We start from the raw sequence: 26,911 nt of genomic DNA, 5'->3' as shown, positions 1-26,911 counted from the left end.
TAGCTAATGGCTTTATACTTCCACTAATTCGGGTTCTTCCTGCTCCTGTAATATTTCAGCAGTCATAGTACGTCCTTCCTTAGTATAGTGAATTGTCAGTCTTAGTTCTCTAATATCCTTCCATTCCCCTTTTCCAAATAAGAGTGGATTTCCTAGATATAGCCCTTTATCTTTTCGAATAAGAACACCTTGCTTTACAAGCATAACTAGGGCATTATCTATTGTCTTTATATGGATTTTGAACTCTGCGGCTATTTCCTTCTTGATTGATGAGTTAAGTACAATTTGGTTTTTGTAATTCATCATCCGTAGCAGTTCATGAAGAATACGATCTGTCCACTTTGGCAAGTTGTTAAGTAACTCTATGTCAGACAGATACAGCTTAACATAATCAGGCTCTTTAGGTAGAACCGAATCTCTGTGCGTGACTTGAAGCTCTCCTGTTTCAGGATGTAGCATCTCCCTCTCATAAGTTATCCGCTTAGGCATAGCACATATTTTTATTACTAACAGTCATGCAATTCTAATTACTAATTTTTGTAATTCCAAATTGTAGTTAGTAATCAAAAACGCATTACTAACATACTGCTATTTGATTACCAACACACTGCTATTTGATTACCAACACACTGCTATTTGATTACTATCCCTATATATATGTATATCAAAAGATTCTCTTGTCTTGTCATTAAGGTTTAGGCGGTCCTCCCTACGGTCGGGATGTATTTAGTGATAGGTTTTTCTAGGCATATCCCACCCCAACTGTACGAGGCTAGCGCCGAAACTTATAGCCCTGATCTTGCTAGCTAGCTAGCAAATCTAAATAAAACAGTTAGTGCTGCGATGAAACAAGTTGAGAGCATTAAATTGATTGATAAAGAAATTGGTATTGAAAATTTACCAGACAGGTTGAGAGAGATTGCTAGAATTCGAGTAGAACATCAAGAAATTTCGTTGAAAGAGCTTGGAGAAATGGTATCAACTGGTCCAATTTCAAAATCAGGTGTAAATCACCGATTAAGAAAACTTAATGATTTAGCCGATAAGATTAGAAATGGTGAACAAATAGAATTATAAGTAAGAAGGTGTTTTTGGTAGTGAATTATCAAAAATACCTTTTTTATGATTAAAAAGTGTTTAATGAATAATAGTCGACTAACTATTAAATTGAGCTGGAAAGTTTAATGAAGGAAATTCAATAACCAAGCGTTACCTAATTTTCTCATTAAGTAGCATCATATGTATCAATTTGGTCATAAGAAAATATGAATGTGATAATTAATTGAGTCACTGATCATAGACAAAAACAAAATCAGCATAAATAAGAATCCCGACTTTGCGGGATTCTCTGTATTGAAAAGTATTGTATTTTATTAAAACAGCCTCCTTGAAGGGAATTGAACCCCTATCTTAAGAACAAATAGGAGGCGTATCATGATGGGTTACATTATATTGTTTTTTCTAGCTGGTCCAGTAATTTTAGGCGTTGGAAATTTGGTGATTGGTCCTATATTTAACAAACAGACCTAGCTAGCTAGAGCAGTTTATTCAGCAATATGGCCTTGATCATACGGCACGCTACCGTTGGCGCCTAGCAGTTTATTCAGCAATATGGCCTTTCGCCAATGGTTTCGCCAAGCCTAAACCGTTAACAGAGGCTCGAAAGAAGCAGCAGGAGGTTTTTATAGCCATTATAACCTATCCCCTCATTCTACAGAAAGAAGCAGCAGGAGGTTTTTATAGCCATTATAACCTAGGCACGGTAACTGGTACAATACATTTATCAAAGAGGAGTGGGGTAGCCTGTCGCTGGACCAACGGCAGCAGTTTACGGAACTGCAAAGAGGAGTGGGGTAGCCTGTCGCTGGACCAACGGCAGCAGTTTACGGAACTGATTACCCAGGAGCATCTGCCGGTTAAACCGCCTAACTGCTGATTCAGTCCACTACCAAATGCATTTGTGGCAGGCTTTTATTGCCCTGGCCATTGATTGATTCATCCGTTTCTATAGACGTGTGGCAGGCTTTTATTGCCCTGGCCATTGATTGATTCATCCGTTTCTATAGACGTTACTTCACCCGCTGGATGCATGGATTGCGTTCTAACGACCGCATACAAGGCCATCATTTGTTGTTCGAAAAAGCGGTTTGTAGAATGAGGGGATAGGTTATAATGGCTATAAAAACCTCCTGCTGCTTCTTTCGAGCCTCTAGCTAGCTAGTAGCTGATAATGCTGTAAGTGTGTCTTATGCTGCGGTCGAGTTGGCGAAAAAAGTATTTGGCAAATTGAAAAGTAAGCAAGCTATCATTATTGGTGCAGGGGAAATGAGTGAATTATCACTATTAAATCTTCTTGGTTCTGGAATTACTGATATTACAGTAGTAAATAGAACAATTGAAAATGCTATGAAATTAGCAGCAAAGCATCAAGTGAAATATGATGAACTATCATCATTACCAAATTTACTTGAAAGTGCAGATATTGTGATTAGTTCAACGAGTGCACAATCTTATATCATTACAAATGAAATGATAGAAAGAATTGCAGAAAATAGAAAGCAAGATTCACTAGTATTGATTGATATTGCAGTTCCTCGAGATATTGAACCTGGTATTAGTGCCATCACAAACATCTTTAATTATGATGTTGATGACTTAAAAGGTTTAGTTGATGCAAACTTACGTGAGCGACAATTAGCGGCTGCAACAATTTCGGAACAAATTCCTGCAGAAATACATGCACACAATGAGTGGATTAGTATGTTGGGTGTTGTTCCAGTGATTAGAGCTTTACGTGAAAAAGCTATGGCAATTCAAGCAGAAACGATGGACAGTATTGATCGTAAATTGCCAGGGTTAAGCGAAAGAGAACGTAAAATTATATCTAAACATACAAAAAGCTAGCTAGCTAGGTAGTGACTGGCTATCCCGACCATCGGCAAAATCGGCCTGCACATGGCTGATAACGCCTTGGGCGGTATCCACTGCCAGGCTACAATGGTAGTTGAGTTTGCGAGCTTTTCCTGGCTTAATGGAAATGCGGGCATCGGGATCAGTAGGACTGTAATGAGTTTTGTTGCTCAATAATTTTGCTTTTTCGTTGCCAGCGCCCAGGGTAGTTGGTGAACTTTTCAACTTCTGCTGGCGCTTTTTCAACTGTCTTAGCTGATAATCAGTAGCGGTGATCACCGGCGCAGCTTGACGCTTGCTGGGTTTGGGTACCAAATCTACAGATCCATTAGGGTCTTCAGCCTGCGGAAGTAGCTTGGGCCCTGGCCTTTGCGGCTGTTTTTCTACTAGCCTTTCCATCGAGGCATTCGCTTTGACAGGGGCTGAGTCGATGGCTACTCGACGGCCAGCCACCATATTGTTGGCGACACACAATCGGACCGATTTCTATGATCTAAACAAGTGAATGCACATACTTTTCGTCATAATTTCGGTCTTCCCGAACGCAGGCGAAAATACGCAGGACAATCTTGTTCCGGACGTTATTGAGTACTAACATTTCTAGCTAGCTAGGTGGAGGAAAACCTGGTGCCCACGAATGGGGAAATCTTGAACCGTGATAGTCGGAAAGAAACCTTTGGAGAGTAGGTTTTTACGTTCCGGATCCCGCTGATCGGCATTTTTCTCTTCGATATGAACGTGAAAGACGCCCTGGAGCCGGTCAATGGATGTCAATTCGAAATTTTCCAGAATAAACTCAGGCAACAGGAACTGGATGATGGGTAAGAAACTCTCCAAAGCAAGTAGGTTTGATTAAGAACACAAACCTAGAAAAATACAACGCTCTCCACAACTTTTGGAATTGATCCTATACTTTCATATAGCTTTATAAAAGGCTTAAAACGCAAAAAGCCTGTCCGGATGGACAGGCTTTTGCTGTTTCAATAGGTGGCATCTTCCTACTCTCCCGCTTATGACAGCAGTACCATCGGCAGTACGGGGCTTAACGACTCTGTTCGAAATGGAAGAGGTGAACACCCGCCTAAATTACACCAACCTAATTGACTCGTCAGTGATGCCGACACATTCCTGTCTACTTACACCACAATATCAGTTGTCTTTTTTCCTACAGAGAGAGACCTGGATATTCCACTTCGTATGACACACTTCATCAACTCATTCAAATACCGCGCAACTGTAAACACGCGTCCGGGGCCATTAGTACGGCTCGGCTACTAGCTAGCTAGTAGCCGAGCCGTACTAATGGCCCCGGACGCGTGTTTACAGTTGCGCGGTATTTGAATGAGTTGATGAAGTGTGTCATACGAAGTGGAATATCCAGGTCTCTCTCTGTAGGAAAAAAGACAACTGATATTGTGGTGTAAGTAGACAGGAATGTGTCGGCATCACTGACGAGTCAATTAGGTTGGTGTAATTTAGGCGGGTGTTCACCTCTTCCATTTCGAACAGAGTCGTTAAGCCCCGTACTGCCGATGGTACTGCTGTCATAAGCGGGAGAGTAGGAAGATGCCACCTATTGAAACAACGAAAGCCTGTCCATCCGGACAGGCTTTTTGCGTTTATTAGGGTTTTGGCTGGTAGATAAAGCGGTACATTAACGGATCAATTCCAAAAGTTGTGGAGAGCGTTGTATTTTTCTAGGTTTGTGTTCTTAATCAAACCTACTTGCTTTGGAGAGTTTCTTACCCATCATCCAGTTCCTGTTGCCTGAGTTTATTCTGGAAAATTTCGAATTGACATCCATTGACCGGCTCCAGGGCGTCTTTCACGTTCATATCGAAGAGAAAAATGCCGATCAGCGGGATCCGGAACGTAAAAACCTACTCTCCAAAGGTTTCTTTCCGACTATCACGGTTCAAGATTTCCCCATTCGTGGGCACCAGGTTTTCCTCCACACTAGCTAGCTAGTTAAGAGGAGCTTACGGGATTCAGTTTGTTCTTATCTGGAGTCCAATCGCGACCGGATGGACTATGCGGGTTATCAAAAGCGGGGTCTGTTAATCGGTTCGGGAGCCATTGAATCAGCCCACCGGACGGTGGTCCAAAAAAGGCTGAAGCGATCGGGCCAACGCTGGAGTGTGGCCGGTGCTCAACATGTGCTAAATCTACGCACTTGCTTTATGAGCGAACGCTGGGAGTTGGTTAGAAAACATATCGAACCCTTCAATTACGCAATGGCCGCGTAGCGACAATTTGAAATGCACCCACGAAAACTACCAACTTTCTTGTTTCAGATGCATTTCTTATCAAATTAACATCTGACAAAAATTTTTCAAATTTGTGCATATAGTATATTGATCTTTGTCTAAGCTGGTTTAAATATAATATAACGAAATGATTGTATTAAAATCAATTAAAATAGAATTAAGCAAAGAATTTAGATCATTTAGGATCAATTCCAAAAGTTGTGGAGCATCAAGGATTAAGCATATAACTGAGTTAGGCGGTACAGAAAGAATTCGATGTTTCGCACCCCGCGGAATTGACTTCGAAATGCTTTGATCTTCGCATTGAACGACTCGGCTGAAGCGTTGGTACTGCGGTTGTCAAAGTAGTTGAGAATCGTTTCATAATGATTTTGGATAGAACGGGCCACGGTGTTGAAAGTTTTGAATCCCGCTTGGCGTACTTTTTCATGCCATTTGGCCAAGCGGGCTAAGCCATAAAGCTTATCGGTCGTCTTCTCACTAGCTAGCTAGGTCCTACTACCCCGCCTACGCCGTAACGTAGATGGTTTGGGCTCTTCCCCGTTCGCTCGCCACTACTCAGGGAATCACAATTGTTTTCTCTTCCTGCGGGTACTTAGATGTTTCAGTTCTCCGCGTTTGCCCTCTTTACAGAGTGATGGTTCTTCAAACCACCGGGTTGCCCCATTCGGACACCTGCGGATCAGCCCCTGCCAGCGGGTCCCCGCAATGTTTCGTCGCTTGCCACGTCCTTCATCGCCATCAGAAGCCTTAGGCATCCCCCAGACGCCCTTTTGCTGCGTGTTTATCACGCTTTACTCAATACCTATTCTACTTAGTAAACCAATTGGTTTTCTATTGTCATGAACCATCATCACGATGATTCAGTCTCTCCCTGTAGGTCAAAGAACATTTGGATCCGAATGATCCAAGTGGAGAATAACGGAGTCGAACCGTTGACCCCCTGCTTGCAAAGCAGGTGCTCTAGCCAGCTGAGCTAATCCCCCATATGCTTGTTACTTGTGGGCCTGCGTGGACTCGAACCACGGACCTCTACATTATCAGTGTAGCGCTCTAACCACCTGAGCTACAAGCCCAGTACTTTGCATATTGACATCAAAGGAAGCATTATCTGGCTCCAAAAAGGAGGTGTTCCAGCCGCACCTTCCGGTACGGCTACCTTGTTACGACTTAGCCCTAGTCACCGAGTTTACCCTTGCCCGGCTATTATACCGACCTTCAGGTCCCCCCAATTCCCATGGCTTGACGGGCGGTGTGTACAAGGTCCGGGAACGTATTCACCGCGCCATGGCTGATGCGCGATTACTAGCGATTCCAGCTTCATGGGGTCGGGTTGCAGACCCCAATCCGAACTGTGACCGGCTTTACAAGATTGGCTCCCCGTTACCGGATCGCTACCCGCTGTACCGACCTAGCTAGCTAGGTGTGGCTTTCGAAACGTCAACACCGATGAAATAGCAAATGTCCATAAGAGATAGTAATTTAGGCCGGCCGGTGCCGTGTTCAACAAGTCCTTGCTTCAATGCTCAAACCCTTGCTAATGGGGCAGTATCCCCGAATTTCCATTCGAGCCTTTAAGCAAGTAAAACAGGGTGGGTCCTGAATCCGCGCATAGAGCTGGAACTCTGCGGCCCCCTAGGGTAGCCCACCCTGTTCACTTGTTGGCAAGCTACCAAATCTTAGAATCTTACCACGCCACAAACCTAAAGGGCGGCCCCGCATTCACTCGTTCCGCCACGGGGTTATCCAGCGGATCGCTCGTCTGGGTCATACTGATCTGTACATTATAAGCGTCCAGCAAAGCAATATAACTTTTACTGCAATATTGGATGCCCCGATCCGACCGGGTCGTCGGAGCGATGATGAATTAATGATTTAGCCTCCCGCTTTTTGACTTTGTTAAGCGCCATCTGTAGCGCTGTTTTACAATGAACGGTGTCCAGGGTTGGAGCGACACAATACCCGCACAGGCGGCCCTGCCATAATTCGTTTAGAGTAATTATCCGTTACTAGTGAACTATAAAGACAGCCAAACTGAGTAAACCATTAGGTAATGTCAGCGACCGCAACGGCGGCCCGGGCACAATTGGTTAGGGCGCTCGACAACCAATTCTTTGATCAAGTTAGGGTATTTGCGAAAGCTATGAGCCGAAAAAGTAGTCCTCACCCTGCGCCTGCGCCTTCTGATTAACAGCTTATTAGCACCCAAAAGCTCAAAGAGCCCATCCCGACCCATCGTTATTCCGCACGGATTTCCATGGTTTATGCAAGCGCGGGCGTATAGTTTTTGTCATATTTCTGCTGGCGGTTAACCACTGAGCAAACACGGTGGATGAGTTTATTGCGAACTGCATTCAGAACCAGCATCTTGTTTTTGCCTTCACCAATTTTTCGTTGGTAGTAATCTTGTAACTGCCCTTTCATCCGAATTGCTGACATGGCACCCAAATGAAAAAGAGATTTCAATCGAAGTCGGGCGTGCCGACTTACCCGCGTTTTACCACGGACACTACTACCTGATCGGTATTCAAAAGGAGCCACCTAGCTAGCTAGTACCGATCAGGTAGTAGTGTCCGTGGTAAAACGCGGGTAAGTCGGCACGCCCGACTTCGATTGAAATCTCTTTTTCATTTGGGTGCCATGTCAGCAATTCGGATGAAAGGGCAGTTACAAGATTACTACCAACGAAAAATTGGTGAAGGCAAAAACAAGATGCTGGTTCTGAATGCAGTTCGCAATAAACTCATCCACCGTGTTTGCTCAGTGGTTAACCGCCAGCAGAAATATGACAAAAACTATACGCCCGCGCTTGCATAAACCATGGAAATCCGCGCGGTGAAAAGCAGACTGATGATGTTAGTCGGCTTCTTCGAATGCTACGGCTTGAGTTGGACAGGTAGTAAAAAATAAGCCTGTTTTCTGAAAGGCATATTCTCGCTAAACGCTCTATTATAAGACAAAGGAGAATTCATCGCCCTCCGATGGAGTGCATTATTAGTGCGTCGAATTAGGGCTTTACCAACGCCCCTGTTTTCCTGAAGGAGAATCATAAAAAAGAATAAGGCCAAAACAGACTTCGATGAATCCACCGGTGAGCGTAGTGACCAACGATGGCATGTTGGAGGTAAATAAACCATAAGCCGATAAACCTAATAGACCACCTAGTAACCAGAATAGGTTGTTGCCATACAGCGTGCGAAACGTCAAGTACCGGCCGCCGATGATCAATAACATGCCTTGGAAAAACCATTCTGGCCGTAGTAGTGAGAGGCCATACGCTATCGGGATTGTCATGAGCATCCAAATGGTTCCCTCCATCGCCAGGCCAGTCAACGGGTTGTCTTGGTTGGTAGTCGCTTTTAGACCCATCATTTTATTAATCAGGGTGCTTATTGGGTGAATGAGGGCACCACCAACGAGGAGTGCCCAGATCCCCTGTTTGGTTGAAAAGTAGTAAATAACACCAGCCGCGGTGAGCCATACGATCCCCGAAACGAGTACCCCTGTCGCGCCATTTCGGTAAGTGCTTCTTAAGTTGGTTTGCGCGGCTGTTATGGAATCAATTGGGTGGTTGACTTGCATGTTCAAAAGTAGGTTCACGAGTAACGGAGCCTAAAGCAATCCAAGTGTTTGCCACCCTACAACCGAAACAGGCTTAGCGGTAGATAGGGGTTATGAGAGGTAATTTATCTGATTAACCAGGTGATGCTAGTTGCGGGCAATACGGAAGGGTCAATAACTATTTTATACAAATTCTGGTAATGGCTTAACTGCGTTTATTCAGGTATCTTTGTGAATGGTCTTAGAAGCAGTTTCCTGTAAGCATTGTGGGCAAACCCAACACGTCAAACGCTATGGTACTACCCGTGCAGGCACCCAACGCTACCGATGCTTTGACTGCGGTCGAACTTTTGTCCAAACCTACACCCATAAGGCCCGGGATCCCTCGGTCAAAGAGCAGATCACTCAGATGGTCCTCAACGGAGCAGGCATACGCGATACCGCCCGTATCCTAGGCGTCAATCGAAACACCGTCAGCGCTCAGTTTAAAAAACTAGCTAGCTAGTCGTTTTAATTCAAGTTCAGCCGCTTTTGTCAGCAAACTTGTTAAGATAGGCTCGCTTAATCCCAAGGTTGCAGGGGCGACACCTTTCCGTCCTGAATGACTCTGAACATATCTTTCAACATCCGCTAAAGCTCCCAGACGCATATTGACGTCATTGAGTTGCAAATCATTGTCCTTAACTGTCGTCAAGAATTTTTCGGCCTGTACGCTCAAATCTGTGATGCCGTGCGTTGACTTATATGATTCAACCTCTTTTTCGACGTTAGACAACTCGCCGGAGATCAGCGCCAGTCTATCTTCAATAAAATTAAGAGTACTACTTGCCTGATTATTTTTATCGACAGTCGCTTCTTTATTATACTCGCTGATGAGTTGGTTTAATATGGCTTCACCTCTATCGGGAACCGCTTCCTGCATGCTTAATACCAGCATTGTGGACAGCTTTCCTGTTGGCTCAACTTTTAGCTTCGCCAGATACATTTCTACCGTACTTGTGTGCGGCATTACTGATACAGAAACAGGATCAAGTTTGTCGTTAAGGGGCTTGCGGGCAAATATTCGTAGCTGGCCGAGGGGCGTATTAATGCGCTGATTTACCGGGTATATTTCCCCGTTTAATTTGACGGTTTTTGCATCAACAAACGTAAATTCAAGCTTCTCCTTATAAAGCTGTGATGTAGGACTTTCAACGATTAATCGGATCGGCGATTCGTCGTAAATCTGTTTTTTATAGGTGGGTGTTTTCTGATAATATTGTACATCAAGACCCAGGTTTTTTACAACCCGATCCATCAGAGAATACGACTTAAGGATTTCCACTTCATTCTCCACGACTTTGCTTTCCGTGAAGTTGTCCATTTCCTTCATCAATCGTTGTTCGGAAATGCCTTTTCTCTCGTCTTTAACCAGCACACTAGCCTGTACAGCATAGACTGGCTGTTGATAAAGCAAGTATACGTAAGCAGCGCCTAACGCCAGGGCTAGTGAGAGTAAAAACCAGGGCCAGTTGCGTATATACCGCATAACCAGGCCTCGCAGGTTGGTTGGTTGTTCTACTTCGTAAGCTTGATAAGGGATAGTCAGCGGGTTTGTATTCATGTTCGCTGGCGTTCAAAAAAAGCCGCCATTAATGGTTAAAATGGATAGAGTGGTTAATGTGATCAGCAATAAATAATTCTACTGATTTTTCGGATTCATAAAAGAAATACACCGGCTAATTCAAATGTCTGAAGCGAAGTAATTATTAATACCGAGCGCTTCGGAAGTGGTCATGTTAGTTGAATTTTCCGAAAAGTTATTGGCAAAATAAAAATTAGTTGATGTATTTATTTTGAGTACAAATACTCAAAATAAATTTTTCTATCAGTGTTTTCTTTTGTGGTAGTCCTGTTTCCTGATTTGTTAAAATTAGTAATAAGGGAATGGTGCAATTGCCTACTATTGCTTAGATTGGTGGTCTGTGAAGTTATGTCTGTTCAGTCTGCTTGTACAAACCAAGTATGCATTTGTTTTTAAGTTGTTGCAAAGATCGAACTACCTTAAAATAATGAATACACGTTGCAATCGACTATTGAATTTGATTATATTAAATAATTGTTGATTGAACCAACTATTTACATTCTTACAGTATTAAAATTAAAGACAGCATTTTAATTTACAAAGTGAGGTGTCGGCTCTGAAACCACTATCTATTGTCTATACTTAAATAAGTTGTCTACCGAATCTATAGCAAATATATTGTTGTATAGGGATGCTATTTTTCGTAACTATCATATATTAATATTTTACCTTAAATTATAATATTTCTAAGTATATCTCTATTGGCATCTACGTATAATAAATTAAACTGTTACTAATCAGTTGTATGTACATTTTTTGGCCATTGTGACTTATAGCTCCGTGAGTAGGTTTATAATACTTATGGCTTGTTGTCGGTATGCCAAAATATAAACCAGCGGATTACGAAGTATTACGACGACGCTGTGTCGAGCTCGATCAGGCGGGCTGGAAACAAGGTCCTATTGCCCAAGCCCTGGGCTTAACTCAAGGCTGGGTTAGTCAGACCCTAAAGAAATATCGTCAACAAGGGCCACTAGCCTTGCAGTGGCGCAAGCCCCCTGGAGCACCCACCCGGTTGACGCCTGATCAGCTTTGCCAGCTTGTTGAAGAACTTAATAAAGGAGCGGAGCATCAGGGTTTTGCGGGGGCAGTTTGGACCCGGCCTCGTATTAATGAAGTCATCCTAGCTAGCTAGTGCTGAACCTGTTCACCAATGCGTTTTATGCGGTTCAGCAGCGCCAGAAGCAGGCGGGCAGTGAATCGGGTTACCAGCCCACGGTGAGAGTGAGCACGCGCTGTGCCGGTAGTGAAGTGGTGATCAAGGTGATCGACAACGGGACGGGTATGTCGGAGGAGGTTCAGCAGAAGATTTTCCAGCCCTTTTTCACCACCAAGCCCACGGGGGAGGGGACGGGGTTGGGTCTGTCGCTGGCTTATGAGATCATCACCAAGGGGCATCAGGGCAGCCTGAAGGTAGCCAGTAAAGAAGGAGAGGGAACAACATTCATTGTAACATTGCCAGCCTGAGGCATGAATAAACTAGTGAAGAGAGGTTACCGCTGAGGAGTTATGAGGGTCATTCGCTTAGTATTTCTTTTAGTCGTTTGCCTAAGTCTGTCAAAGGCTCAGGGCCAGGATTCGTTGCGGTCTGCATTACGAGTCCAACTGGATAGCCATCCGCAGGCCGATACCTTTCGTGTAAATCAGCTTAATGAACTGGCTTATTTATGGCGTGCTGATAACGATCAACAGACAATTAAGCTTTCGCAGGAGGCTCTGGCTTTGTCACGTAAACTCCACTACAGGCGTGGAGAAGCCATGGCGTTATTGGGACTGGGCACTGGCTACGACAGTTATACTACCTCTGCGAATGTGCTGGCTTATCTGGAACAGGCCCGGAAGTTATTTATCCAATTGAATGATCAGGATGGTTTGGTGCGGGTGGTGAGTCAGATTGGCTGGTTTTATACAAAGCGCGGTGATTATGTACCTGCGCTCACAATTAGCCTGCAAGCTCAGCAACTCGCCGAAAAAACGGGTAGACTGGAATTGATAGCTCGCGCCAAAGCACGGCTGGGTGGATTGTATACCATACTTGGTGATTATCAACAGGGCCTGGAAATGCAATCGGCGACGATTCAGTTATATGAGCGTATCAACGATCAGGTGGGCATATGCCGGGTATTGAATGGGCTGGGTGAACTGCACCGGTTGGAAGGCGATTACGACCGCGCCAGTCGCTACTATACCAAGGCTATTCGACTGGCGCACGTATTGAACAATCCACGGCTGGCGGCTCAGGCCGAAAGTAATCTGGCTGCGGTCTATGTAGCCGAGGGTAATTATGAGGAAGCGCTCGAAATGGGGTATAAGGCCATAAATGTGCTGGCAACGAGTAACCAAACGGATGTGGTCATCTGGACTCAGGCGGTACTGGCGCGGGCTTATCTGAAACAAAATCAACTTGACAATGCGCTGGATTACGGGCGTCGAAGTCTGACCCTGAGTCGAAAAGGTGGATACCGGGAGGCCGCCAGAGATGCCAATGAAATTTTGGCGCAGGTTTATGCGGCAAAAAATAAATTTGCCGATGCCTATGGTTATCAGCAACAGTATATGGCTTACATGGATACCCTCACGGGGCGAAACACCCAGCGACAACTGGCTCTTCTACAATATAATTATGGGCTGGCCGAAAAACAGGCTCAGATTGCTTTGCTGAAAAAAGATAAGGCCTTACAACTGGAAACGGCCCAGCGACAACGACAGTTGCTGCTGGGGACGTTCGTTGGTATGGCGCTGGTTTCAGGACTGCTCTTTTTAGCCTACCGCAATAACCGACAGAAGCAAAAAGCCAACGCGTTACTGCAACAACAAAAAACGGAGATTCAGGCGCAGCGTGATCAGACAAATCAGGCACTCGTTGAGTTGAAGACGACCCAGAACCAACTCATCCAAAGCGAAAAAATGGCCTCTCTGGGCGAACTGACCGCGGGCATCGCCCACGAAATCCAGAACCCCCTTAACTTCGTCAATAACTTCGCCGAGGTCAGCATCGAACTCATCGACGAACTGGCCGACGAACAGGCTAAAGCCCATCGTGACCCCGAGCTGGAAGCCGACCTGCTGGTGGACCTCAAGCAGAATCTGCAAAAGATTAATCATCATGGAGGGCGGGCCTCCTCCATCGTCAAAGGCATGCTCCAGCACTCACGGGCCAGCACGGGGCAGCGCGAAGCCACCGATCTGAACGCGCTCTGTGATGAATACCTGCGGCTGGCCTATCATGGCCTGCGGGCTAAAGACAAAACCTTCAATGCCTTGTTCACCGTCGATCTGGATGCTAATCTGGGTCAGGTGAGTGTAGTGCCCCAGGACATCAGCCGGGTGTTGCTGAACCTGTTCACCAATGCGTTTTATGCGGTTCAGCAGCGCCAGAAGCAGGCGGGCAGTGAATCGGGTTACCAGCCCACGGTGAGAGTGAGCACGCGCTGTGCCGGTAGTGAAGTGGTGATCAAGGTGATCGACAACGGGACGCTAGCTAGCTAGACTCACCAAACCTTTCGATATTTGCTAAGTCTATTGGAGCGGGCTAAAATTGAGGTAATCAGGTGGATAACGGACTCTTGGTAGGCCTACTTTGATTGCCTGGATCAACGATTACGCTTAGTCCGTAAAGCCTCTTTACAGAGTCCTTAGCGGAAGCATCTTACTCTTCGAACACGCCTGAAACGACTGACTCGCCGAACCATTTGCTTTTCGAAGTCTGTTGCGGTACATGACACAACAATCGGCCTATTTATGAATCAGTTTTTCTTTGCCGATAAACGCAGTTAAGCCACTACCATTATTTCTATAATAATGATGATTTTAGTTTTATTACAAAATCTCCTTATTTTCGTCGAAAGTTAGTAGTTAATAAAGTAGAGGTGGTAGTAGGAGGAGTATTTTCTATTAATAAAAAATATTATGATGCTGTTCATGGAATGAATGAATCGTTTAAAAGATGTGAAGATTTTGATTTTGGTCTTAGATTTGCTCAAAAAGGAATTTTCTTAACTAGACTTAACGAAACTATTGTAAATCATCATACGGTTAGTTGTATGAGCTACTCACGTATGAAAACTATGATGCTGTCTGGCGACTTTTTCTATGTAGGTCTGTTAGATAGGAAACATATAGCTAATCGCTGCTTTTTGAAAATACTTTTTCGTAATAGCTACTCTGCTTTGTTTTTATTATTTTGTTTATTGCTAATCCCATTTGTAAGATTTAATGGAATTTTTCCTTATATAATTTTACTCTTGGTTAGGTCATTTTTCCAAGTAGTTTCGATTAAGCATCACTTCGGAAATTTTTTTAGTTTTTTTTAAGAGATATACAAGAAATCATTGGTGCTTTCTTTTTTTTCCATCAAAGAAAAAGCAGGTCAGTTATAGGAAACAAGTGAAACATCATAATGACTCTGAGTGGAAAGCTTAAATCCATACTTATGTTTTAATAACTATAGGCATGTATTTTTAAATTAATTAGATTTGTATTCAAGCCGGTTTTGTGATTATCCCACTATAAATCTATAAAGTAGTAATAGGATTCATCATTATTTCAAGTATTGCTCTTTTCTTTTAAAATAAATAAAATTTACTTATATAAGGAGATATATAAAATTGATAACAATACTATTTTTATCAATTTTATCATCTAAGTTTCTTAAACCTATCGTAAATTATTACATGATTTAGTTATTTAATAATGTATCAAAATGATTTTTAACCTTAAAAATACTATTATGTCACTTATCAATGAAGTATTTTTTTTGAAGTCTAACACGAAGGGTTTATTATTTATTGTCGCGTTTCGCGTAAGTGCCTTTTTTTCGAAGAATTTCTTCTTAAAAATAGTAGGCTTTCCAATTAGGACAGTTTATAAGATTAGCGTACAGTGGGTTTTAGGTATTGACATTTCTGATACAACTATTATTGGTGAAAATTTTAATGTATTTCATGGACATGGATTAGTTATCAATAGACAGACTGTTATTGGCAACAATGTGACGGTTCGCCAAAATACTACAGTAGGTAGCGCAAAAGATAATGGTAAAAGCCCGGTAATTGGCAACAATGTTAATATCGGTGCTAATTCGGTAGTTATTGGAAATATTACAATAGGTGATAATTCGTTAATTGCGGCCGGTAGTGTAGTTCTTAAAGATGTACCTTCTAATACTGTTGTAGCTGGTAATCCTGCTGTGGTCATTAAAATTATGAAAGTTAATGAATAAGTATAAAATATTAGTTATTGGAACAAGTAGTAGGACTAGAGGAGGAGTATCTTCCGTAATAAATGCATACAAACAAACTGATTTTTGGCAAAAATGGAATATAATTTGGATTGAATCTCATATTGATAAAAATATTTTTTTTAAATTAGGATATTTTTTCAATGCAGTTTTAATCTTCCTCTTTCACATATTGAGTGCGAAATTAGTACATGTTCATTTGAGTGAGCCGGTTTCAGCTTTCCGAAAGTTGTTCTTTATTATTATTGCAAAATTATTTGGCAAAAAATTAATTGTTCATTTTCATTCATTTAGTCCTGATACTACTCTTTATAGTAACATAAGTTTTATTTATAAATATATTTTCTACAGTGCAGATCGTATTGTTGTATTGTCAAACTACTGGAAAAAAGAAATGAACATAAAATGGCCTAGCTTGTCAAGTAAAATTGTTGTAATTTATAACCCTTGTACTTTAGTTAACAAATCTGACTTACCGAAAGAAAACATTATTTTATTTGCTGGTACGCTCAATAATCGTAAAGGTTTTCAGGATTTATTAGCATCTTTTGCTTTAATTTATCATAAATATCCATCATGGCATTTAGTATTTGCTGGTAATGGACAAATTAATACTGGTAAAGAGATAGCTAAAGCTCTTAATATTAGCGATAGAACTCATTTTGTAGGTTGGGTAGAGAGTGAGGAAAAAGAATTGCTTTTTCAAAAAGCGTCTATTTTTTGTTTACCCAGTTATGCTGAAGGATTTCCAATGGCAGTACTTGACGCTTTTTCCTATAGTTTGCCTGTTATTACTACACCCGTGGGAGGTATACCTGATATATTGACAAATTCAGTGAATGCCTTAATTTTTGAGCCAGGTGATATTGACACTCTTTCTATTCAACTAATGCTTTGTATAGATGATTCTAATTTAAGACATTCTTTGGCAAATGCCTCTTATGAACTAGCTAATACGCTCTTCAATTTACACTCTATTTCTTGTGAAGTAAATTCTTTATATTTTGATTTATTAAGTTGATTTCTAACTTTAAGCTTTGCAACTCTAAATGATGGTAATTTTGACACATTGGACAATAGATAAATCGTTAACTTAAGATAATATTTACTGAAGCGCAGATCGTTTTTACATTTTGCAAAGCTAACACACTGACCCTCGTTGCCAAGGTCTGGACTTGCTGAAAAATACTGGACAAAAATTCAAGCAACATTTTGAAGTTGCCTTTTACTGTATTTAACCAGTGTAAAGTAGGCCAGCGCTGAACGTCTTCACATACTGCGCCCCTTAAACCGGACCACTTTATTGAATAACGAAATTGTTTGTTATTCGTAATTTTCACTCGGTTTGTACTTCTATCTTTCCCTTTAAACACTTGTTCCGGCGTTTGATTAGCCATAGACTGATGGGGTGCATTTCAAATTGTCGCCTGATGTCGTTAGCTTAGGGCATGACTGAAGATGAATACATAGCCTTGGCCCGCCAAAAATATCAAGACCTGCAACAACTTAAAAGCAAGCCAACTTTCTACGACTATGAAAAGTCGTTCGATGAAATTTGGCAGGAATTGGGTCGGCAAGTCTTGGAAAAAAGCCTGAGTGATGTGCCAACTGACCGACGTAAAAAAAAAGATGACAACGCGTTACGGACAGATACAAATTGCTAACAGTGAATTATTTAGCCCTAGCTAGCTAGCCGCTTCAAGCGTTCATTTTCCTCTTCGAGAGCCCGCAGTTGGGGATCGAGACGTGCATAGGAATCTTTCAGGCCTTCTTTGCCTTTGCTCAAATATTTCAATCGCCACCTGCGCAGCAGCGAAGGGGATAGGCTGTACTTACGAGAAGTCTCGGCATGGCCGTCACGGATAGCTTCCTGGACGATGGAATAACGATCTTCGGGAGTAAAACTCCGCCTTATTTTGCTCATGATTTCTGAATGTAAAAGGACTAAACTGTTTTTGCAATTTTGTCCAGTCATTCAGGGGGCTAAGACAAGTAAAGAGATACTGTCTCTACGATATGGCCCCAAATTATGACTTCTTTGGGACCGTCCTTTAAATCAGTACCAGTGAACAGGCAACCAATAACCCTTCATTGGTAAGCACAATTGGTGAAAATCCTGACTATCTTTGAGTTGAGCCAACAATCGAGACGGCTCTACCTCCATTCACCAGCGTAGCAATTAGCCTCTATCAGTTAACCTAATGCCTACTCGTTTATGGAGCTTTACCGATCAGTCAGAGTTGTTTTCCAATCTATTGGCCGATGCTGGCCCCGATGGCTCAACTTTATTGTCCTTGCTGGGTTGATTCAAGGACCCGTTAATCTCTATGCCCAAGCCCAAACCTATCAATCCTTCATCTATCAACTAGTGCCTATCGATGGCGAGTCCGGTGATATCGTTTACCTAGCTGTCGTGCCGGTAAGGGGAGCGTCCAGGACCCAATTGTACAATCGAGCCCACCACTTTATGACCCATACGCTGCGTACAGGTTCGCTGTTGCCCATGGCTCATGGCGCAAAACACCATATTAACCGGTGCGGCATCATCACCTTGCAACATGCGCAAGCAGGCTCCACCACCCCTCAAGACTACCGGGTCACCGTTGAGCTAAGAGTCAAAGCGGGCCGGTATCGGTATCGATTGAGTCAGTTTAGAGCCCAGCGTGATTCGGTTGGCCATGGCTTGCCGATTCGGGAGTTGTATCAGTGTGACAAAAAGACGTATGCCTATGATGAATCGACAGCTCAACAACTGCGGACATGGGATCGCAGCGTGAAGGCTTACTTAGGCCAACTTCATAAGTATATGACTGATAGCCAGGAGACTGATTACTACAGGCCTTTATAAACCAATCATTCCCCTAAACGTCATGCTAACAAGGACTAGATTAGGCAACCCTGCTTGTTTACACTCTCAAACGATTGTTTAAGCCTTGTAAAGCAGTGCTACTTTACGTCATCCTTAGCTATGTAATGAACATTGAAACTATTTGGCCGTACTAGCATGAGCTAGTTCCAAATCTCAAATGACCGTTGCTGATTTGTACCCTGATTGCTCAGTAGCCTGAAGATACTCCTTTTCGAAACTGGCAACATGTGTAATCACTAACGCAGGCTTGTTGTGAAAACTACGGCTAGCCAATAGCAGATGTCCATTTCGATATGCATTGACCAACATAGCTTGGTCACCTGTAAAGCGTTCGTTCTCTTGAGCCGCTAAAATCGGTCGAGCTACCCGATGTAACCTTTTTAGCCAGCATTCTTTCCTATGAAAGCTAACTTACCCCTCGCCACCTTACCCCAATTGATCGACCGTTTTCAAGCGGCAGCGATCAACACTAACGGCCAGACGCTTGATCCGCTCATCCTACTTGCCTATCACTCGACTGCTATCGACGGCGCAGGCCTCACCCTGCCCCAAACCAAGACACTGATTCAGACCGGTAACCTGCTGGATGACCATCGGCAAACCGACCAGTTGATGATCATCGATTACCACTATACCTTGGGGCAGATCCTGACCATGGCCACTCACCATGAACCCTTAAGCCAATTGACCTGTCAACAACTGGCGGCCAATTTAATGCGCCAAACCGGCGGGCCCCTCCACTCGTTGCTCAGCACAATCGATACTCGGAAAGGAGAATTGCGAATCGACAACGCCCTGGCTGGCCGAGGCGGATTGGTCGGTGCTCACAAACTGCCTGTGGCCTTGGCTGAGCTACTTAAAGACATTAATACTCGCATCAATCAGCTAAAAACACCCCGCCAGCTTTACGATTTGTCGTTTCAAGCTCATTTCCACCTGCTAAGCCTTCACCCTTTTGGCGCGGGGAATGGCCGCATGGCCCGGTTACTGATGAGTTATATTCAGCAGTATCATGGTGTACCGCTTAGTTTTGTCTATGCCGACCAGAGCCGTCTTTATTTTGACGCTATTGAGGCCAGTTGGCGTCAAAAAACGTCGGTGCCAATTGTCAGTTTTCTTCATAGCCAACTGAGTCGTTACTTAGAAGAGGTCATTGAGCGGTAGCTTCAGTGGCCTGAAGTGGTTTGAGATTTGTTGGCAGGGAAATAAAAAATGTGTTTTGTCCTGACTTAAAAATAAGCGATTCTCTTGACCGCTATTGCGGTCAAGAGAAGAACAATTGTCACGAGTTATCTAAGGCCATTCATAGCCTGAGGTTGGTGACTCTTTATAGAATGGCCACACGCTCACTTTTGGTTCTGCTACCCTAACCCAACTAAATACGCAGCGTTCATAGGGGGTAGACAAGCCCTGATGGTTCACTGATGACGCTCTCCGACCTTATTATTAAAAAAATAAAGCAGCAGGGACCCATTCCGTTCCAAGAATTCATGGACCTGTGCCTCTACCACCCTGGCTTGGGCTATTATACCTCACCCCCTACCAAGATTGGCCCCACGGGCGACTTTTACACCAGTGCCTGCCTGACCCCCGTCTTTGGGACTCTGATCGGTAAACAGCTGGAAAAAATGTGGGCCATTCTGGGCAAGGAGCCCTTTACCATTGTTGAATATGGAGCAGGCACCGGTGCCTTATGTGCCGATATCCTATCGTACCTAAAAAATAATGCTAGCCTGTATGATCCCTTACGCTACTGTATCATTGAAAAAAGCCCAGTCATGCAGGCCATTGAACGAAGCCATTTACCCGACAAAGTAAGTTGGCATGAGTCGATGGACGAACTAGGGAAAATCACGGGTTGTATCCTTTCCAATGAGCTGGTCGATACCTTTGCGGTTCACGCCGTGATTATGCAACAGCAGTTGATGGAGGTATTTGTGGGCTATGATACGGGCTTCCAGGAGATTTTACGGCCAGCCTCCCAGGAACTTATATATTCCGGCAATCGAAGACCACGTATTCCGGCAAATCAGGCCACTGTGGATAAGTGTAAGAAGAAGGACATAAAGGTAAGCGCTATACTGATTTTTCTTCCCCTTTTCCCTGTTTTCGTTGAGACTCTCCTTTCAACTCAATACGGTGAGCCTGATGTAATAACCGGTCTAGGAAGGCATCGGCAATCGTTGGTTCTGCCAGATAATCATACCATTGAGCAACCGGTAGCTGGGAGGTTATGATCGTTGAGTGGCGACCATACCGGTCTTCCATAATCTGTAACAGGGCCAGTTCTAGCTAGCTAGTTTTTTAAACTGAGCGCTAACGGTGTTCCGGTTGACGCCTAAAACACGGGCGGTATCACGTATCCCTGCTCCGTTGAGTACCATCTGAGTGATTTGCTCTTTGACCAAGGGGTCACGAGCCTTATGCGTGTAGGTTTGGACAAAGGTTCGACCGCAGTCATAGCATCGGTAGCGTTGGGTACCAGCGCGAGTGGTACCATACCGTTTGACGTGTTTGGTTTGCCCACAATGCTTACAGGAAACTGCTTCTAAGACCATTCACAAAGATACCCTATTCAACGCAGTTAAGCCATTACCCCATATTTTATAAGTTGTTTTATTTTTTGACTAAATTTTAGCATTATATTATTTAAATTTTTTTCTGATATGTTTTATTGAGATTTATTTTTTAGGGCAAAAACATATGTTACTATAATGTGAAGCACTCCAAATTTTAATGACATAATTTTATTCTTTTGGGATTAAGTATTTTATAGAAACAACTATTAATTTTAATAATTAATGATTTTTTACTTTGTGTTTTATTATTTATAACAAATGGCATAAGTTAAATGATTAATGCCGCTTTTTAAAAAGTACACGAAATAAATAAATTACAAATAAAGTATTTGTAATCATATATCTGCGAAAAAGTCTACTTGGTTCTTGGCATAATCTAAAAAGCCATTCAAAACCAGATAGTTGTACCCAGTGCGGAGCTTGAGAAAACTGGCCTGCAAATACCGGCAAAGCGCCCCCTACAGCTAGTAAAACTGCTGGGATTTGATGTCTCATTCTGTTTATCCAAATTTCTTGGCGTGGGCAGCCTAATGCTACAAAAATTAGTTGAGCACCTGAGAGCTTAATTCGCTCTATTATTTCATCCTCTTCAACGATAGTTAGTGATCGAAATGGCGGTGAGTAAACTCCTGCAACAGTCAAAGATGGGTACATTTTATTGCACATACTTATTGTTGCGGATAGCATCTCTTGAGTACCTCCATAAAAAAAGACAGATAAACCATCTTCAGCTGATTGGAGTAGTATATTCTGCATAAAACTATATCCAGTAATCCGCTCTTGCTTATGTTTGTGAATAGCTTGGATTGCCCACTTAATTGGTGCACCATCTGCCAGCACCCAATCTGAGCCGTTGACAATATTCGCGTACTCTTTGTCACGAGTTGCTTCTATTGTCATGTGTACATTAGCAAAACAGACTGTACTACTACGTCTTTGTTGAGCTGCTACGATAACCTCTTCCTGAATTTGCTTGGAAGATCCTCGTCTAATATTTAGGCTAATTACAGTTGAGTATTTAGATGAAATATCATATTTATCAGGAAAATTAATTTTTGTTTTATTGTGTGGTTGTGGAAGTAAGTTAGTGAACATATTGTGTGAAAGTCTTTATTTGAGTACTGGCTTAACTGTGTTTGTGAGGAGAATCAAACTGCTCAATAATTAGTCTTTGATTGCCTCAATTTCAAAATCGCAAACAACAGCCGGTTTGTTTTGCCAAAACAGATATCTTACAATTCCTATAATACCAAACACTGTTGCTCTCTTCTTCTCTTCCAGATCAACAAAGCAATAAGATCGATAGTGAGATTCCTCAACTAGTTTAATCCGGTCCGACCATTTACGTTTTGTTTTGATTAAGGGACAGTATACATTTATACCCTGCTCAAGCAGCTTTTCAGCTACTATTTTTTCATTTCGGGACTTCGTATATAATACGTACCAAGGCATAGTTTATAACTCTTTTCTGCTTATTTACCAAACATTTACATTCCCCTCCACCATTGACTTTGCTGTCGACCAACATATCCAGATGTCAAAGGCGATTGAGCGTTTGCGATTATAAAACCGATCATACCTTACACGATGTTGCATTTTGATAAGCTGGTCTGTTTCGCCCCGGCAACCTCGTATTTGTGCTAAACCTGTTATGCCTGGTTTCACTCTGTACCGTTTACGGTAATTGGGCATCGTGTTCCAGAATTGAGCACTATGCTGTAAGGCATGTGGCCGTGGACCCACAATGCTCATATCGCCCATAAGCACATTGATGAATTGGGGCATTTCATCCAGATTCGTTCGTCTGAGAAAGCCACCTATTCTGGTAATCCGCTTATCGTCTTTTACCGCCTGTTTAAATGTTGCCTGCGGGGTGTGTGTCATGGTGCGGAACTTCAGGCAACGGAACCAGCTTCCCCGGTATCCTGTTCGTTTTTGAATGTATAGGATGGGGCCTGGAGACTCGATCCATATTAATAGGCCCAATAGCGGAGTAAGCCAGGATAAAATAGTGATGGCAACAAAGGAGGCTATGCAGATGTCAAACACGCGTTTCCCTGCTTGGTGATACGTGAAGTCGTTATGATTGGCCCGTAATTCACTGTATACGTATAAAGTTTTATAGTGCGAGTCAAGACTTAGCATAAAAGCAAATAACGTTGAGTAAGTGACTAGATCTTCTGGTATTGGAGGTATTCGTAGGTTTTGTCAGATAATACAGTTTAATCGAATTTTTTTGTCAAGTCCATGTAGTCTCCGTAGTTGTAGCTATAGCTGAGAGACTCGCCCTTACCCACGCCATTCAGAACAATGCTAAGCTTTTGAAAGCGCTGTTCCTTATAAAGCGCATCTACCATTTTAATGTAGTTCTTGGGCGTGTGATCATGACGGACAACGAATATGGTCGCATCGGCATAAGGAGCAATAACTTGAGAATCTGTGACCAGCCCTATGGGGGGCGAATCGACCAGTATGTACTCGAATCGCTCTTTTAATTCCTGAAGCAGGTTGGCTAATCGAGGAGAGCTTAATAATTCGGAAGGATTCAACGGCAGCGAACCCGCTGTTATGATGTAATAATTTTCGTGGCCAATAATGGGGTGCAGTAAGTTATCGAGGTCAGCTTCGCCCGTCAGGTAATTGCTCAGTCCCAGCTTGTTTTCGATATGCAAACTCTTATGAAGCTTAGGCTTGCGCATATCCATGTCTACGATGACTGTTTTGCGATTGACAAGGGCTAAGCTCGCTCCGAGATTTAGTGACATGAATGATTTCCCGTCTCCACTAATGCTGGAGGTGAATAAGATCACCTGATTCTTTTGGGCGTCGCCATTCAGGAAGAGTAGGTTGGTGCGTAGTGCTCGTATTTGTTCGCCAATGACAGAATGCATACGCGATTTGAACACGAAGCTTTCAGTCCCTAGCTGACGTTCTTTGATCACCTCGCCAATAATAGGAATCTGAGTAACCTCTTCTACATCAGACCGGCGCAGTACATGGTTGTTCACCGTATCTTTGGCTGTAATTACGCCTATCGGGATAACAAGGCCCACAACAGCAAAGAGGGCGAAGATCATCAGCTTAACCGGCTTTACAGGTTGACTGGTCGTATGTGCCGGGTCGACTATCCGGCTGTCGGAAACTCTGGACGCAGCCGAAAGGGCAGTCTCTTCCCGCTTTTGCAGCAGATAAGTATATAAGTTGTTCTTGATGCCCTGTTGCCGGGTAATGTTCAATAGGGCCCGTTCTTTACCAGGCACAGTACGAATCATACCCTCCATTCGCTGGTTGTTGGCAACGAGCTGATTTCGGTTACTGATTAACTGCTGTCGGATAGTCTCAATATTTTCACTTATAGCGGCATTCGTATTCTTCAATTGGCTGTCGAGCGATTCTAGCTAGCTAGCAGTCACCATATACCCCCAGTAGTAGCCGCGCTGGCCATTACCAACCCGCCACCGCTTACGGGTTAAATCAGTAGTGTATAAGCCCTCTAAAGCCCGTATGGCTTCAAAGACCTGCTTGCGGGTTTCGGGCTGGCTGGTATCGAGAAGCAGGGTTTTGTCTGACTTGCTGGCCATTGTGGTATTGGGGGTGTCTCTGTCACTAATATACGTATTTATAGTAGTATATCTTTACGGTGAGACGAATAAACGCGTTTTAAAGGCATTATCTCTTACAGATGTATAATCATAGGCGCGATTACAGATGGAAAAAGAAAAAGGGCGAAACCAGCCGTCCTCTTTACCCGCACCCACTCTATGAAGGACTATGTTAGCCACCTTGGCAAGTTAATCATTTATATAATTGATTAGAGTATGGGGATACAATGCCATAATCTTAATTAACGTCTCCCCTGTCCCCACCACTACTGCCACCCCGAGGAACGTAGGTCTTATTTCCATTACCATTAATGTAATACCTACCACTGCGCGGTCCGGTATAAATGGTAGCCCCGGTAGTAGGCGTATTACTCATACCGGTAGTGGGCGAAGTGCTCGTTGTTGATAGGTAGCTTTCCCCATCAGGATGATATGTCCGCCCGGTGTATTCAGTACTAACGAACGGCTTGGCTGACTCCGAGAAATGCCTGACACTGCCTGTTTGGATATAACCAACCTTACTGTCAGTAAGTAATAACTGCCAATAACTGTAAGTTGCCCGCTTGATTCTAACTACAGAGCCGTAAGGTAAGTTGTCAATTGTCTTTGAGACAGCAGGAGGATCAGCTAAGACGGGCGTATAGCTATCAACCTCGCCGTACCACTCAATCTTATCCTGCTGGGACCAGTATTCGACAGAATCCTTAACCGCCTGCTTTCGCTGATTCTCTTTAGCCTTTCTGGCAAGCAGCGTTTCATAAGCAACCGCCGCAAGGATTGGTTCTTTTTTGGGGTCTACTTTGGCGATTCGTAACAGCTTCGCCTTAGCCGAGGGGGGAATTAAATCGGTAGTCTTTGTATTCGACCGGAACAGACCCGCCCAGGCCTACCTGTTTAACTCCAGTAGCATATACCGTATCTTCAATGGATATAGTTAACAATGGAGCACCTTTAAGACTCTGAAATTCGTATAGTTGGATTGGTTCTTCAGCAATGTAGTAGTATCGATTAACGGTACAGCCTGACAATGATAGTACGACGAGGCAGAGTAGAATTAATTTCAAGTCGGAAAGATTTAGGCGAGTCATATGCAAAGAATATTATTTTCAATGACTCCCCATTTTCACTTTACTTAGCGGTAGGGATTAGCGCAAAAAGCCTTGATCTGACGAGGCCTAATGGGCTGTACCTTTTTGATCTTTGGTTGGCCTAGGTTAGCCTATACAGTGTACCAATGAACGTGACTCAGTGGATCGATGGTTAAAGCAGCTTAATGATAGTTCGACGCGTGGGCCGTTCGTCGTGCAGATTACGCCCACGCATCACTTTAAAGCAGCTTAATGATAGTTCGACGCGTGGGCTGGGACTGCCGCTTTAAAACCTCCTTTTTAGCCTCTGTTCTACCTGAGCTTTATAATTTAAGCTGTCCACAAAAGATTGGGCCCTGGCAGCCTCGGTAATGTCATGGCCCTGCTTACTTAATTCCCGAAAGGTTTTTCCCTCATTGGAAATTTTCTTCTCGTCGTTTGCCTTTTTCGCCATTATAATCCACCCTAATTCTGTTTTACTAATTGGTGGCATAACCTCCAGTAACGGGCCTAAGCCTATAGCTTCGGTGTATTTCTGGTCCAGGGGGTCAAAAGAGCATGCTGTTAAACAAAACAGGATAAACGTATTGAGTAGGACAACCTTCATCGTGTGTGCTTTTAATATGAAGAAGGCTAACTCATTGAATTACTACTAGTTGAATTAAGTAACGGTATCTGTGGGAATAAAAAAACAGCAGCTACTCAGCAAGTGGCTGCTGTAAAGAAAACCTAATAGAACACTTAAACCCTACTTATAAGTAGTAGTACATGGAATACATGACAACGCTTTTCTGATGAGTTGTTAATGAGGTAGTGGTAAAGTAAAGATCCGTTGATTGGGCAGGTACAGCCTGAAACAAAACAGCAGCTACCCAATGGGTAACTGCTGTATAACTCAAGTTCATTTTATTCACTACACTACCTTAATAAACCACCTGGCAAGCAACGCCGATAATTTAGTGAGGTAGTGGAAAAAGCAAAAGCCCCGTCGTGATGGCCAGTCAGCTATGGCATAAAACAAAACAGCCGCTATCCAAAAGATAGCGGCTGAGTCATAAAAGATTCTGCATTAATTAGTGGCTAGAACTTAGTTCTTTAAAAACTGTTTTTGAATGCCTATACACAAGCCCCGTCGTGATCGGCGGGGCTTGTTTGTTAAAGAGGATATTATG

25 protein-coding genes, 2 tRNA genes, 2 rRNA genes, 10 pseudogenes and 2 other annotated features are annotated in these 26,911 nt (G+C 43.2%); of the genes and pseudogenes, 18 read left to right on the top strand and 21 right to left on the bottom strand.

Translation table 11 applies throughout. The annotated features are described in order from the left end of the window. Positions 1–12: 12 nt before the first annotated feature. The gene (locus CWM47_RS37205; protein ID WP_157816212.1) at positions 13–459 is read right to left on the bottom strand and encodes a replication/maintenance protein RepL; all 447 of its coding nucleotides are present in this window, start codon (positions 457–459) and stop codon (positions 13–15) included. A gap of 366 nt (positions 460–825) precedes the next feature. Here CWM47_RS37205 and whiA point away from each other — a divergent pair. Together whiA and hemA are read left to right on the top strand one after the other, a co-directional pair. After that, positions 826–1,077: pseudogene (gene whiA / locus CWM47_RS37200) on the top strand (DNA-binding protein WhiA); the annotation flags it as partial. A gap of 1,161 nt (positions 1,078–2,238) precedes the next feature. Then, a pseudogene (hemA, locus tag CWM47_RS37195) lies at positions 2,239–2,904 on the top strand (glutamyl-tRNA reductase); the annotation flags it as partial. A 6-nt stretch (positions 2,905–2,910) separates the two neighbouring features. Here hemA and CWM47_RS40730 read toward each other — a convergent pair. From CWM47_RS40730 to rrf (CWM47_RS37175), 4 genes and pseudogenes are all read right to left on the bottom strand, one after another. Further along, positions 2,911–3,084: pseudogene (locus CWM47_RS40730) on the bottom strand (IS1182 family transposase); the annotation flags it as partial. A gap of 319 nt (positions 3,085–3,403) precedes the next feature. Then, positions 3,404–3,511 (bottom strand): annotated as a pseudogene (locus tag CWM47_RS40725) (IS110 family transposase); the annotation flags it as partial. Then, positions 3,511–3,747 (bottom strand): ISAon1 family transposase N-terminal region protein, encoded by a 237-nt coding sequence (locus tag CWM47_RS40720; RefSeq protein ID WP_240625646.1) that lies wholly within the window; start codon positions 3,745–3,747, stop codon positions 3,511–3,513. The gene CWM47_RS40720 and the pseudogene CWM47_RS40725, both read right to left, overlap by 1 nt. A 148-nt stretch (positions 3,748–3,895) precedes the next feature. Beyond that, positions 3,896–4,006: ribosomal RNA gene (gene rrf, locus CWM47_RS37175) — 5S ribosomal RNA — on the bottom strand. 368 nt (positions 4,007–4,374) lie between these two features. Here rrf (CWM47_RS37175) and rrf (CWM47_RS37170) point away from each other — a divergent pair. From rrf (CWM47_RS37170) to CWM47_RS37165, 3 genes and pseudogenes are all read left to right on the top strand, one after another. Next, positions 4,375–4,485: ribosomal RNA gene (gene rrf / locus CWM47_RS37170) — 5S ribosomal RNA — on the top strand. A 155-nt stretch (positions 4,486–4,640) separates the two neighbouring features. After that, positions 4,641–4,874 carry an ISAon1 family transposase N-terminal region protein gene (locus tag CWM47_RS40715; protein ID WP_240625910.1) on the top strand — a complete coding sequence of 78 codons (234 nt, stop codon included), beginning with the start codon at positions 4,641–4,643 and terminating at the stop codon, positions 4,872–4,874. A 12-nt stretch (positions 4,875–4,886) separates the two neighbouring features. Continuing rightward, positions 4,887–5,156: pseudogene (locus CWM47_RS37165) on the top strand (ISLre2-like element ISRsl1 family transposase); the annotation flags it as partial. A 236-nt stretch (positions 5,157–5,392) separates the two neighbouring features. Here CWM47_RS37165 and CWM47_RS37160 read toward each other — a convergent pair. The 4 genes and pseudogenes from CWM47_RS37160 to CWM47_RS39965 all read right to left on the bottom strand — a co-directional run. After that, complete coding sequence (locus CWM47_RS37160; RefSeq protein ID WP_100990054.1) at positions 5,393–5,620, bottom strand: transposase; 228 nt, start codon at positions 5,618–5,620, stop codon at positions 5,393–5,395. Further along, positions 5,617–5,922: a sequence feature (23S ribosomal RNA rRNA prediction is too short), on the bottom strand. (Overlaps the previous gene by 4 nt.) 167 nt (positions 5,923–6,089) lie before the next feature. Continuing rightward, positions 6,090–6,163, bottom strand: a tRNA-Ala gene (locus CWM47_RS37155). Between the two features lie 16 nt (positions 6,164–6,179). Then, positions 6,180–6,253: transfer RNA gene (locus tag CWM47_RS37150), tRNA-Ile, on the bottom strand. Positions 6,254–6,311: 58 nt separating this feature from the next. Beyond that, positions 6,312–6,719: a sequence feature (most likely nonfunctional fraction of RNA operon), on the bottom strand. Positions 6,720–7,439: 720 nt separating this feature from the next. After that, positions 7,440–7,718: pseudogene (locus CWM47_RS39965) on the bottom strand (transposase); the annotation flags it as partial. 12 nt (positions 7,719–7,730) lie between these two features. On the opposite strand from CWM47_RS39965, the pseudogene CWM47_RS37140 reads away from it, so the two are divergent. After that, a pseudogene (locus tag CWM47_RS37140) lies at positions 7,731–7,994 on the top strand (transposase); the annotation flags it as partial. A gap of 198 nt (positions 7,995–8,192) precedes the next feature. Here the strand turns inward: CWM47_RS37140 and CWM47_RS37135 are convergent. Continuing rightward, the gene (locus tag CWM47_RS37135; protein WP_206170578.1) at positions 8,193–8,759 is read right to left on the bottom strand and encodes a DUF7010 family protein; all 567 of its coding nucleotides are present in this window, start codon (positions 8,757–8,759) and stop codon (positions 8,193–8,195) included. Positions 8,760–8,973: 214 nt separating this feature from the next. Here CWM47_RS37135 and CWM47_RS37130 point away from each other — a divergent pair, with 214 nt between their 5' ends. Next, positions 8,974–9,243 (top strand): IS1-like element transposase, encoded by a 270-nt coding sequence (locus CWM47_RS37130; RefSeq protein ID WP_100993499.1) that lies wholly within the window; start codon positions 8,974–8,976, stop codon positions 9,241–9,243. On the opposite strand, the gene CWM47_RS37125 is transcribed toward CWM47_RS37130, so the two are convergent. Next, a complete protein-coding gene (locus CWM47_RS37125; RefSeq protein ID WP_100993498.1) occupies positions 9,232–10,341 on the bottom strand; it encodes a Wzz/FepE/Etk N-terminal domain-containing protein in 1,110 nt (369 codons plus the stop codon). The two genes, CWM47_RS37130 and CWM47_RS37125, sit on opposite strands and share 12 nt — an antisense overlap. A gap of 838 nt (positions 10,342–11,179) precedes the next feature. Here CWM47_RS37125 and CWM47_RS37120 point away from each other — a divergent pair. The 7 genes and pseudogenes from CWM47_RS37120 to CWM47_RS37090 all read left to right on the top strand — a co-directional run bounded on the left by CWM47_RS37120 (position 11,180) and on the right by CWM47_RS37090 (position 16,622). Then, a complete protein-coding gene (locus CWM47_RS37120) occupies positions 11,180–11,497 on the top strand; it encodes a helix-turn-helix domain-containing protein (protein ID WP_100993497.1) in 318 nt (105 codons plus the stop codon). Beyond that, complete coding sequence (locus CWM47_RS37115; RefSeq protein ID WP_100993496.1) at positions 11,497–11,829, top strand: sensor histidine kinase; 333 nt, start codon at positions 11,497–11,499, stop codon at positions 11,827–11,829. The genes CWM47_RS37120 and CWM47_RS37115 overlap by 1 nt, the downstream gene beginning before the upstream one ends. 42 nt (positions 11,830–11,871) lie before the next feature. Then, the gene (locus CWM47_RS40130) at positions 11,872–13,851 is read left to right on the top strand and encodes a tetratricopeptide repeat-containing sensor histidine kinase (RefSeq protein ID WP_100993495.1); all 1,980 of its coding nucleotides are present in this window, start codon (positions 11,872–11,874) and stop codon (positions 13,849–13,851) included. Between the two features lie 150 nt (positions 13,852–14,001). Beyond that, positions 14,002–14,139: pseudogene (locus CWM47_RS37105) on the top strand (IS1 family transposase); the annotation flags it as partial. Between the two features lie 92 nt (positions 14,140–14,231). Then, on the top strand, positions 14,232–14,675 hold the full coding sequence (locus CWM47_RS40575; RefSeq protein WP_157816211.1) for a galactosyltransferase-related protein: 444 nt from the start codon (positions 14,232–14,234) through the stop codon (positions 14,673–14,675). Positions 14,676–15,091: 416 nt separating this feature from the next. Further along, positions 15,092–15,583 carry a serine O-acetyltransferase gene (locus CWM47_RS37095; RefSeq protein ID WP_100994190.1) on the top strand — a complete coding sequence of 164 codons (492 nt, stop codon included), beginning with the start codon at positions 15,092–15,094 and terminating at the stop codon, positions 15,581–15,583. Continuing rightward, on the top strand, positions 15,576–16,622 hold the full coding sequence (locus CWM47_RS37090) for a glycosyltransferase family 4 protein (protein ID WP_100993493.1): 1,047 nt from the start codon (positions 15,576–15,578) through the stop codon (positions 16,620–16,622). Before CWM47_RS37095 ends, CWM47_RS37090 begins: the two co-directional genes overlap by 8 nt. 67 nt (positions 16,623–16,689) lie before the next feature. On the opposite strand, the gene CWM47_RS38650 is transcribed toward CWM47_RS37090, so the two are convergent. Continuing rightward, positions 16,690–16,998: a hypothetical protein gene (locus tag CWM47_RS38650; RefSeq protein WP_157816210.1), complete on the bottom strand. Its 309-nt coding sequence runs from the start codon at positions 16,996–16,998 to the stop codon at positions 16,690–16,692. A gap of 51 nt (positions 16,999–17,049) precedes the next feature. On the opposite strand from CWM47_RS38650, the pseudogene CWM47_RS37085 reads away from it, so the two are divergent. Next, positions 17,050–17,281: pseudogene (locus CWM47_RS37085) on the top strand (ISLre2-like element ISRsl1 family transposase); the annotation flags it as partial. Between the two features lies 1 nt (position 17,282). On the opposite strand, the gene CWM47_RS37080 reads toward CWM47_RS37085, so the two are convergent. After that, the gene (locus CWM47_RS37080; RefSeq protein WP_240625645.1) at positions 17,283–17,576 is read right to left on the bottom strand and encodes a transposase; all 294 of its coding nucleotides are present in this window, start codon (positions 17,574–17,576) and stop codon (positions 17,283–17,285) included. 327 nt (positions 17,577–17,903) lie between these two features. Between CWM47_RS37080 and CWM47_RS37075 the strand changes: the two genes are divergently transcribed. From CWM47_RS37075 to CWM47_RS39960, 3 genes and pseudogenes are all read left to right on the top strand, one after another. Further along, a complete protein-coding gene (locus CWM47_RS37075) occupies positions 17,904–18,449 on the top strand; it encodes a DUF4468 domain-containing protein (RefSeq protein WP_157816209.1) in 546 nt (181 codons plus the stop codon). A 420-nt stretch (positions 18,450–18,869) separates the two neighbouring features. Beyond that, on the top strand, positions 18,870–19,634 hold the full coding sequence (locus CWM47_RS37070) for a Fic family protein (protein ID WP_100993491.1): 765 nt from the start codon (positions 18,870–18,872) through the stop codon (positions 19,632–19,634). Between the two features lie 260 nt (positions 19,635–19,894). Continuing rightward, positions 19,895–20,443 (top strand): annotated as a pseudogene (locus CWM47_RS39960) (SAM-dependent methyltransferase); the annotation flags it as partial. Positions 20,444–20,546: 103 nt separating this feature from the next. Here CWM47_RS39960 and CWM47_RS37060 read toward each other — a convergent pair. The 8 genes from CWM47_RS37060 to CWM47_RS37025 all read right to left on the bottom strand — a co-directional run bounded on the left by CWM47_RS37060 (position 20,547) and on the right by CWM47_RS37025 (position 26,346). Next, complete coding sequence (locus tag CWM47_RS37060; protein ID WP_100993161.1) at positions 20,547–20,738, bottom strand: ATP-binding protein; 192 nt, start codon at positions 20,736–20,738, stop codon at positions 20,547–20,549. A 20-nt stretch (positions 20,739–20,758) separates the two neighbouring features. Beyond that, positions 20,759–21,028 (bottom strand): IS1-like element transposase, encoded by a 270-nt coding sequence (locus CWM47_RS37055; protein WP_100993490.1) that lies wholly within the window; start codon positions 21,026–21,028, stop codon positions 20,759–20,761. A 297-nt stretch (positions 21,029–21,325) separates the two neighbouring features. Then, a complete protein-coding gene (locus tag CWM47_RS37050) occupies positions 21,326–22,144 on the bottom strand; it encodes a WecB/TagA/CpsF family glycosyltransferase (RefSeq protein ID WP_100993489.1) in 819 nt (272 codons plus the stop codon). Between the two features lie 69 nt (positions 22,145–22,213). Next, a complete protein-coding gene (locus tag CWM47_RS37045) occupies positions 22,214–22,501 on the bottom strand; it encodes a UpxY family transcription antiterminator (RefSeq protein WP_100993488.1) in 288 nt (95 codons plus the stop codon). A gap of 24 nt (positions 22,502–22,525) precedes the next feature. Beyond that, complete coding sequence (locus CWM47_RS37040; protein WP_100993487.1) at positions 22,526–23,194, bottom strand: sugar transferase; 669 nt, start codon at positions 23,192–23,194, stop codon at positions 22,526–22,528. Positions 23,195–23,271: 77 nt separating this feature from the next. After that, complete coding sequence (locus CWM47_RS37035) at positions 23,272–24,426, bottom strand: CpsD/CapB family tyrosine-protein kinase (RefSeq protein WP_100993486.1); 1,155 nt, start codon at positions 24,424–24,426, stop codon at positions 23,272–23,274. Positions 24,427–24,447: 21 nt separating this feature from the next. After that, positions 24,448–24,630 carry a hypothetical protein gene (locus CWM47_RS37030; protein WP_100993485.1) on the bottom strand — a complete coding sequence of 61 codons (183 nt, stop codon included), beginning with the start codon at positions 24,628–24,630 and terminating at the stop codon, positions 24,448–24,450. Between the two features lie 1,395 nt (positions 24,631–26,025). Beyond that, entirely contained in the window at positions 26,026–26,346 is a 321-nt protein-coding gene (locus CWM47_RS37025; RefSeq protein ID WP_100993484.1) for a hypothetical protein, read from the bottom strand. Positions 26,347–26,911: the final 565 nt, after the last annotated feature.

Origin of the sequence: Spirosoma pollinicola (assembly GCF_002831565.1) — a bacterium.
Taxonomy (GTDB): Bacteria; Bacteroidota; Bacteroidia; order Cytophagales; family Spirosomataceae; genus Spirosoma; species Spirosoma pollinicola.
This window is presented reverse-complemented; position numbering and strand designations above follow the sequence as displayed.

Coding starts and splice junctions, on each gene's coding strand:
- CWM47_RS37080 (WP_240625645.1), bottom strand. CDS start 17,576: ATGACTGGACAAAATTGCAAAAACAGTTTAGTCCTTTTACATTCAGAA.
- CWM47_RS37125 (WP_100993498.1), bottom strand. CDS start 10,341: ATGAATACAAACCCGCTGACTATCCCTTATCAAGCTTACGAAGTAGAA.
- CWM47_RS37045 (WP_100993488.1), bottom strand. CDS start 22,501: ATGCCTTGGTACGTATTATATACGAAGTCCCGAAATGAAAAAATAGTA.
- CWM47_RS37040 (WP_100993487.1), bottom strand. CDS start 23,194: ATGCTAAGTCTTGACTCGCACTATAAAACTTTATACGTATACAGTGAA.
- CWM47_RS37025 (WP_100993484.1), bottom strand. CDS start 26,346: ATGAAGGTTGTCCTACTCAATACGTTTATCCTGTTTTGTTTAACAGCA.
- CWM47_RS38650 (WP_157816210.1), bottom strand. CDS start 16,998: ATGGCTAATCAAACGCCGGAACAAGTGTTTAAAGGGAAAGATAGAAGT.
- CWM47_RS37050 (WP_100993489.1), bottom strand. CDS start 22,144: ATGTTCACTAACTTACTTCCACAACCACACAATAAAACAAAAATTAAT.
- CWM47_RS37090 (WP_100993493.1), top strand. CDS start 15,576: ATGAATAAGTATAAAATATTAGTTATTGGAACAAGTAGTAGGACTAGA.
- CWM47_RS37135 (WP_206170578.1), bottom strand. CDS start 8,759: ATGCAAGTCAACCACCCAATTGATTCCATAACAGCCGCGCAAACCAAC.
- CWM47_RS37060 (WP_100993161.1), bottom strand. CDS start 20,738: ATGGAAGACCGGTATGGTCGCCACTCAACGATCATAACCTCCCAGCTA.
- CWM47_RS37120 (WP_100993497.1), top strand. CDS start 11,180: ATGCCAAAATATAAACCAGCGGATTACGAAGTATTACGACGACGCTGT.
- CWM47_RS37070 (WP_100993491.1), top strand. CDS start 18,870: ATGAAAGCTAACTTACCCCTCGCCACCTTACCCCAATTGATCGACCGT.
- CWM47_RS40130 (WP_100993495.1), top strand. CDS start 11,872: ATGAGGGTCATTCGCTTAGTATTTCTTTTAGTCGTTTGCCTAAGTCTG.
- CWM47_RS37130 (WP_100993499.1), top strand. CDS start 8,974: ATGGTCTTAGAAGCAGTTTCCTGTAAGCATTGTGGGCAAACCCAACAC.
- CWM47_RS37030 (WP_100993485.1), bottom strand. CDS start 24,630: ATGGCCAGCAAGTCAGACAAAACCCTGCTTCTCGATACCAGCCAGCCC.
- CWM47_RS37095 (WP_100994190.1), top strand. CDS start 15,092: ATGTCACTTATCAATGAAGTATTTTTTTTGAAGTCTAACACGAAGGGT.
- CWM47_RS37055 (WP_100993490.1), bottom strand. CDS start 21,028: ATGGTCTTAGAAGCAGTTTCCTGTAAGCATTGTGGGCAAACCAAACAC.
- CWM47_RS37205 (WP_157816212.1), bottom strand. CDS start 459: ATGCTACATCCTGAAACAGGAGAGCTTCAAGTCACGCACAGAGATTCG.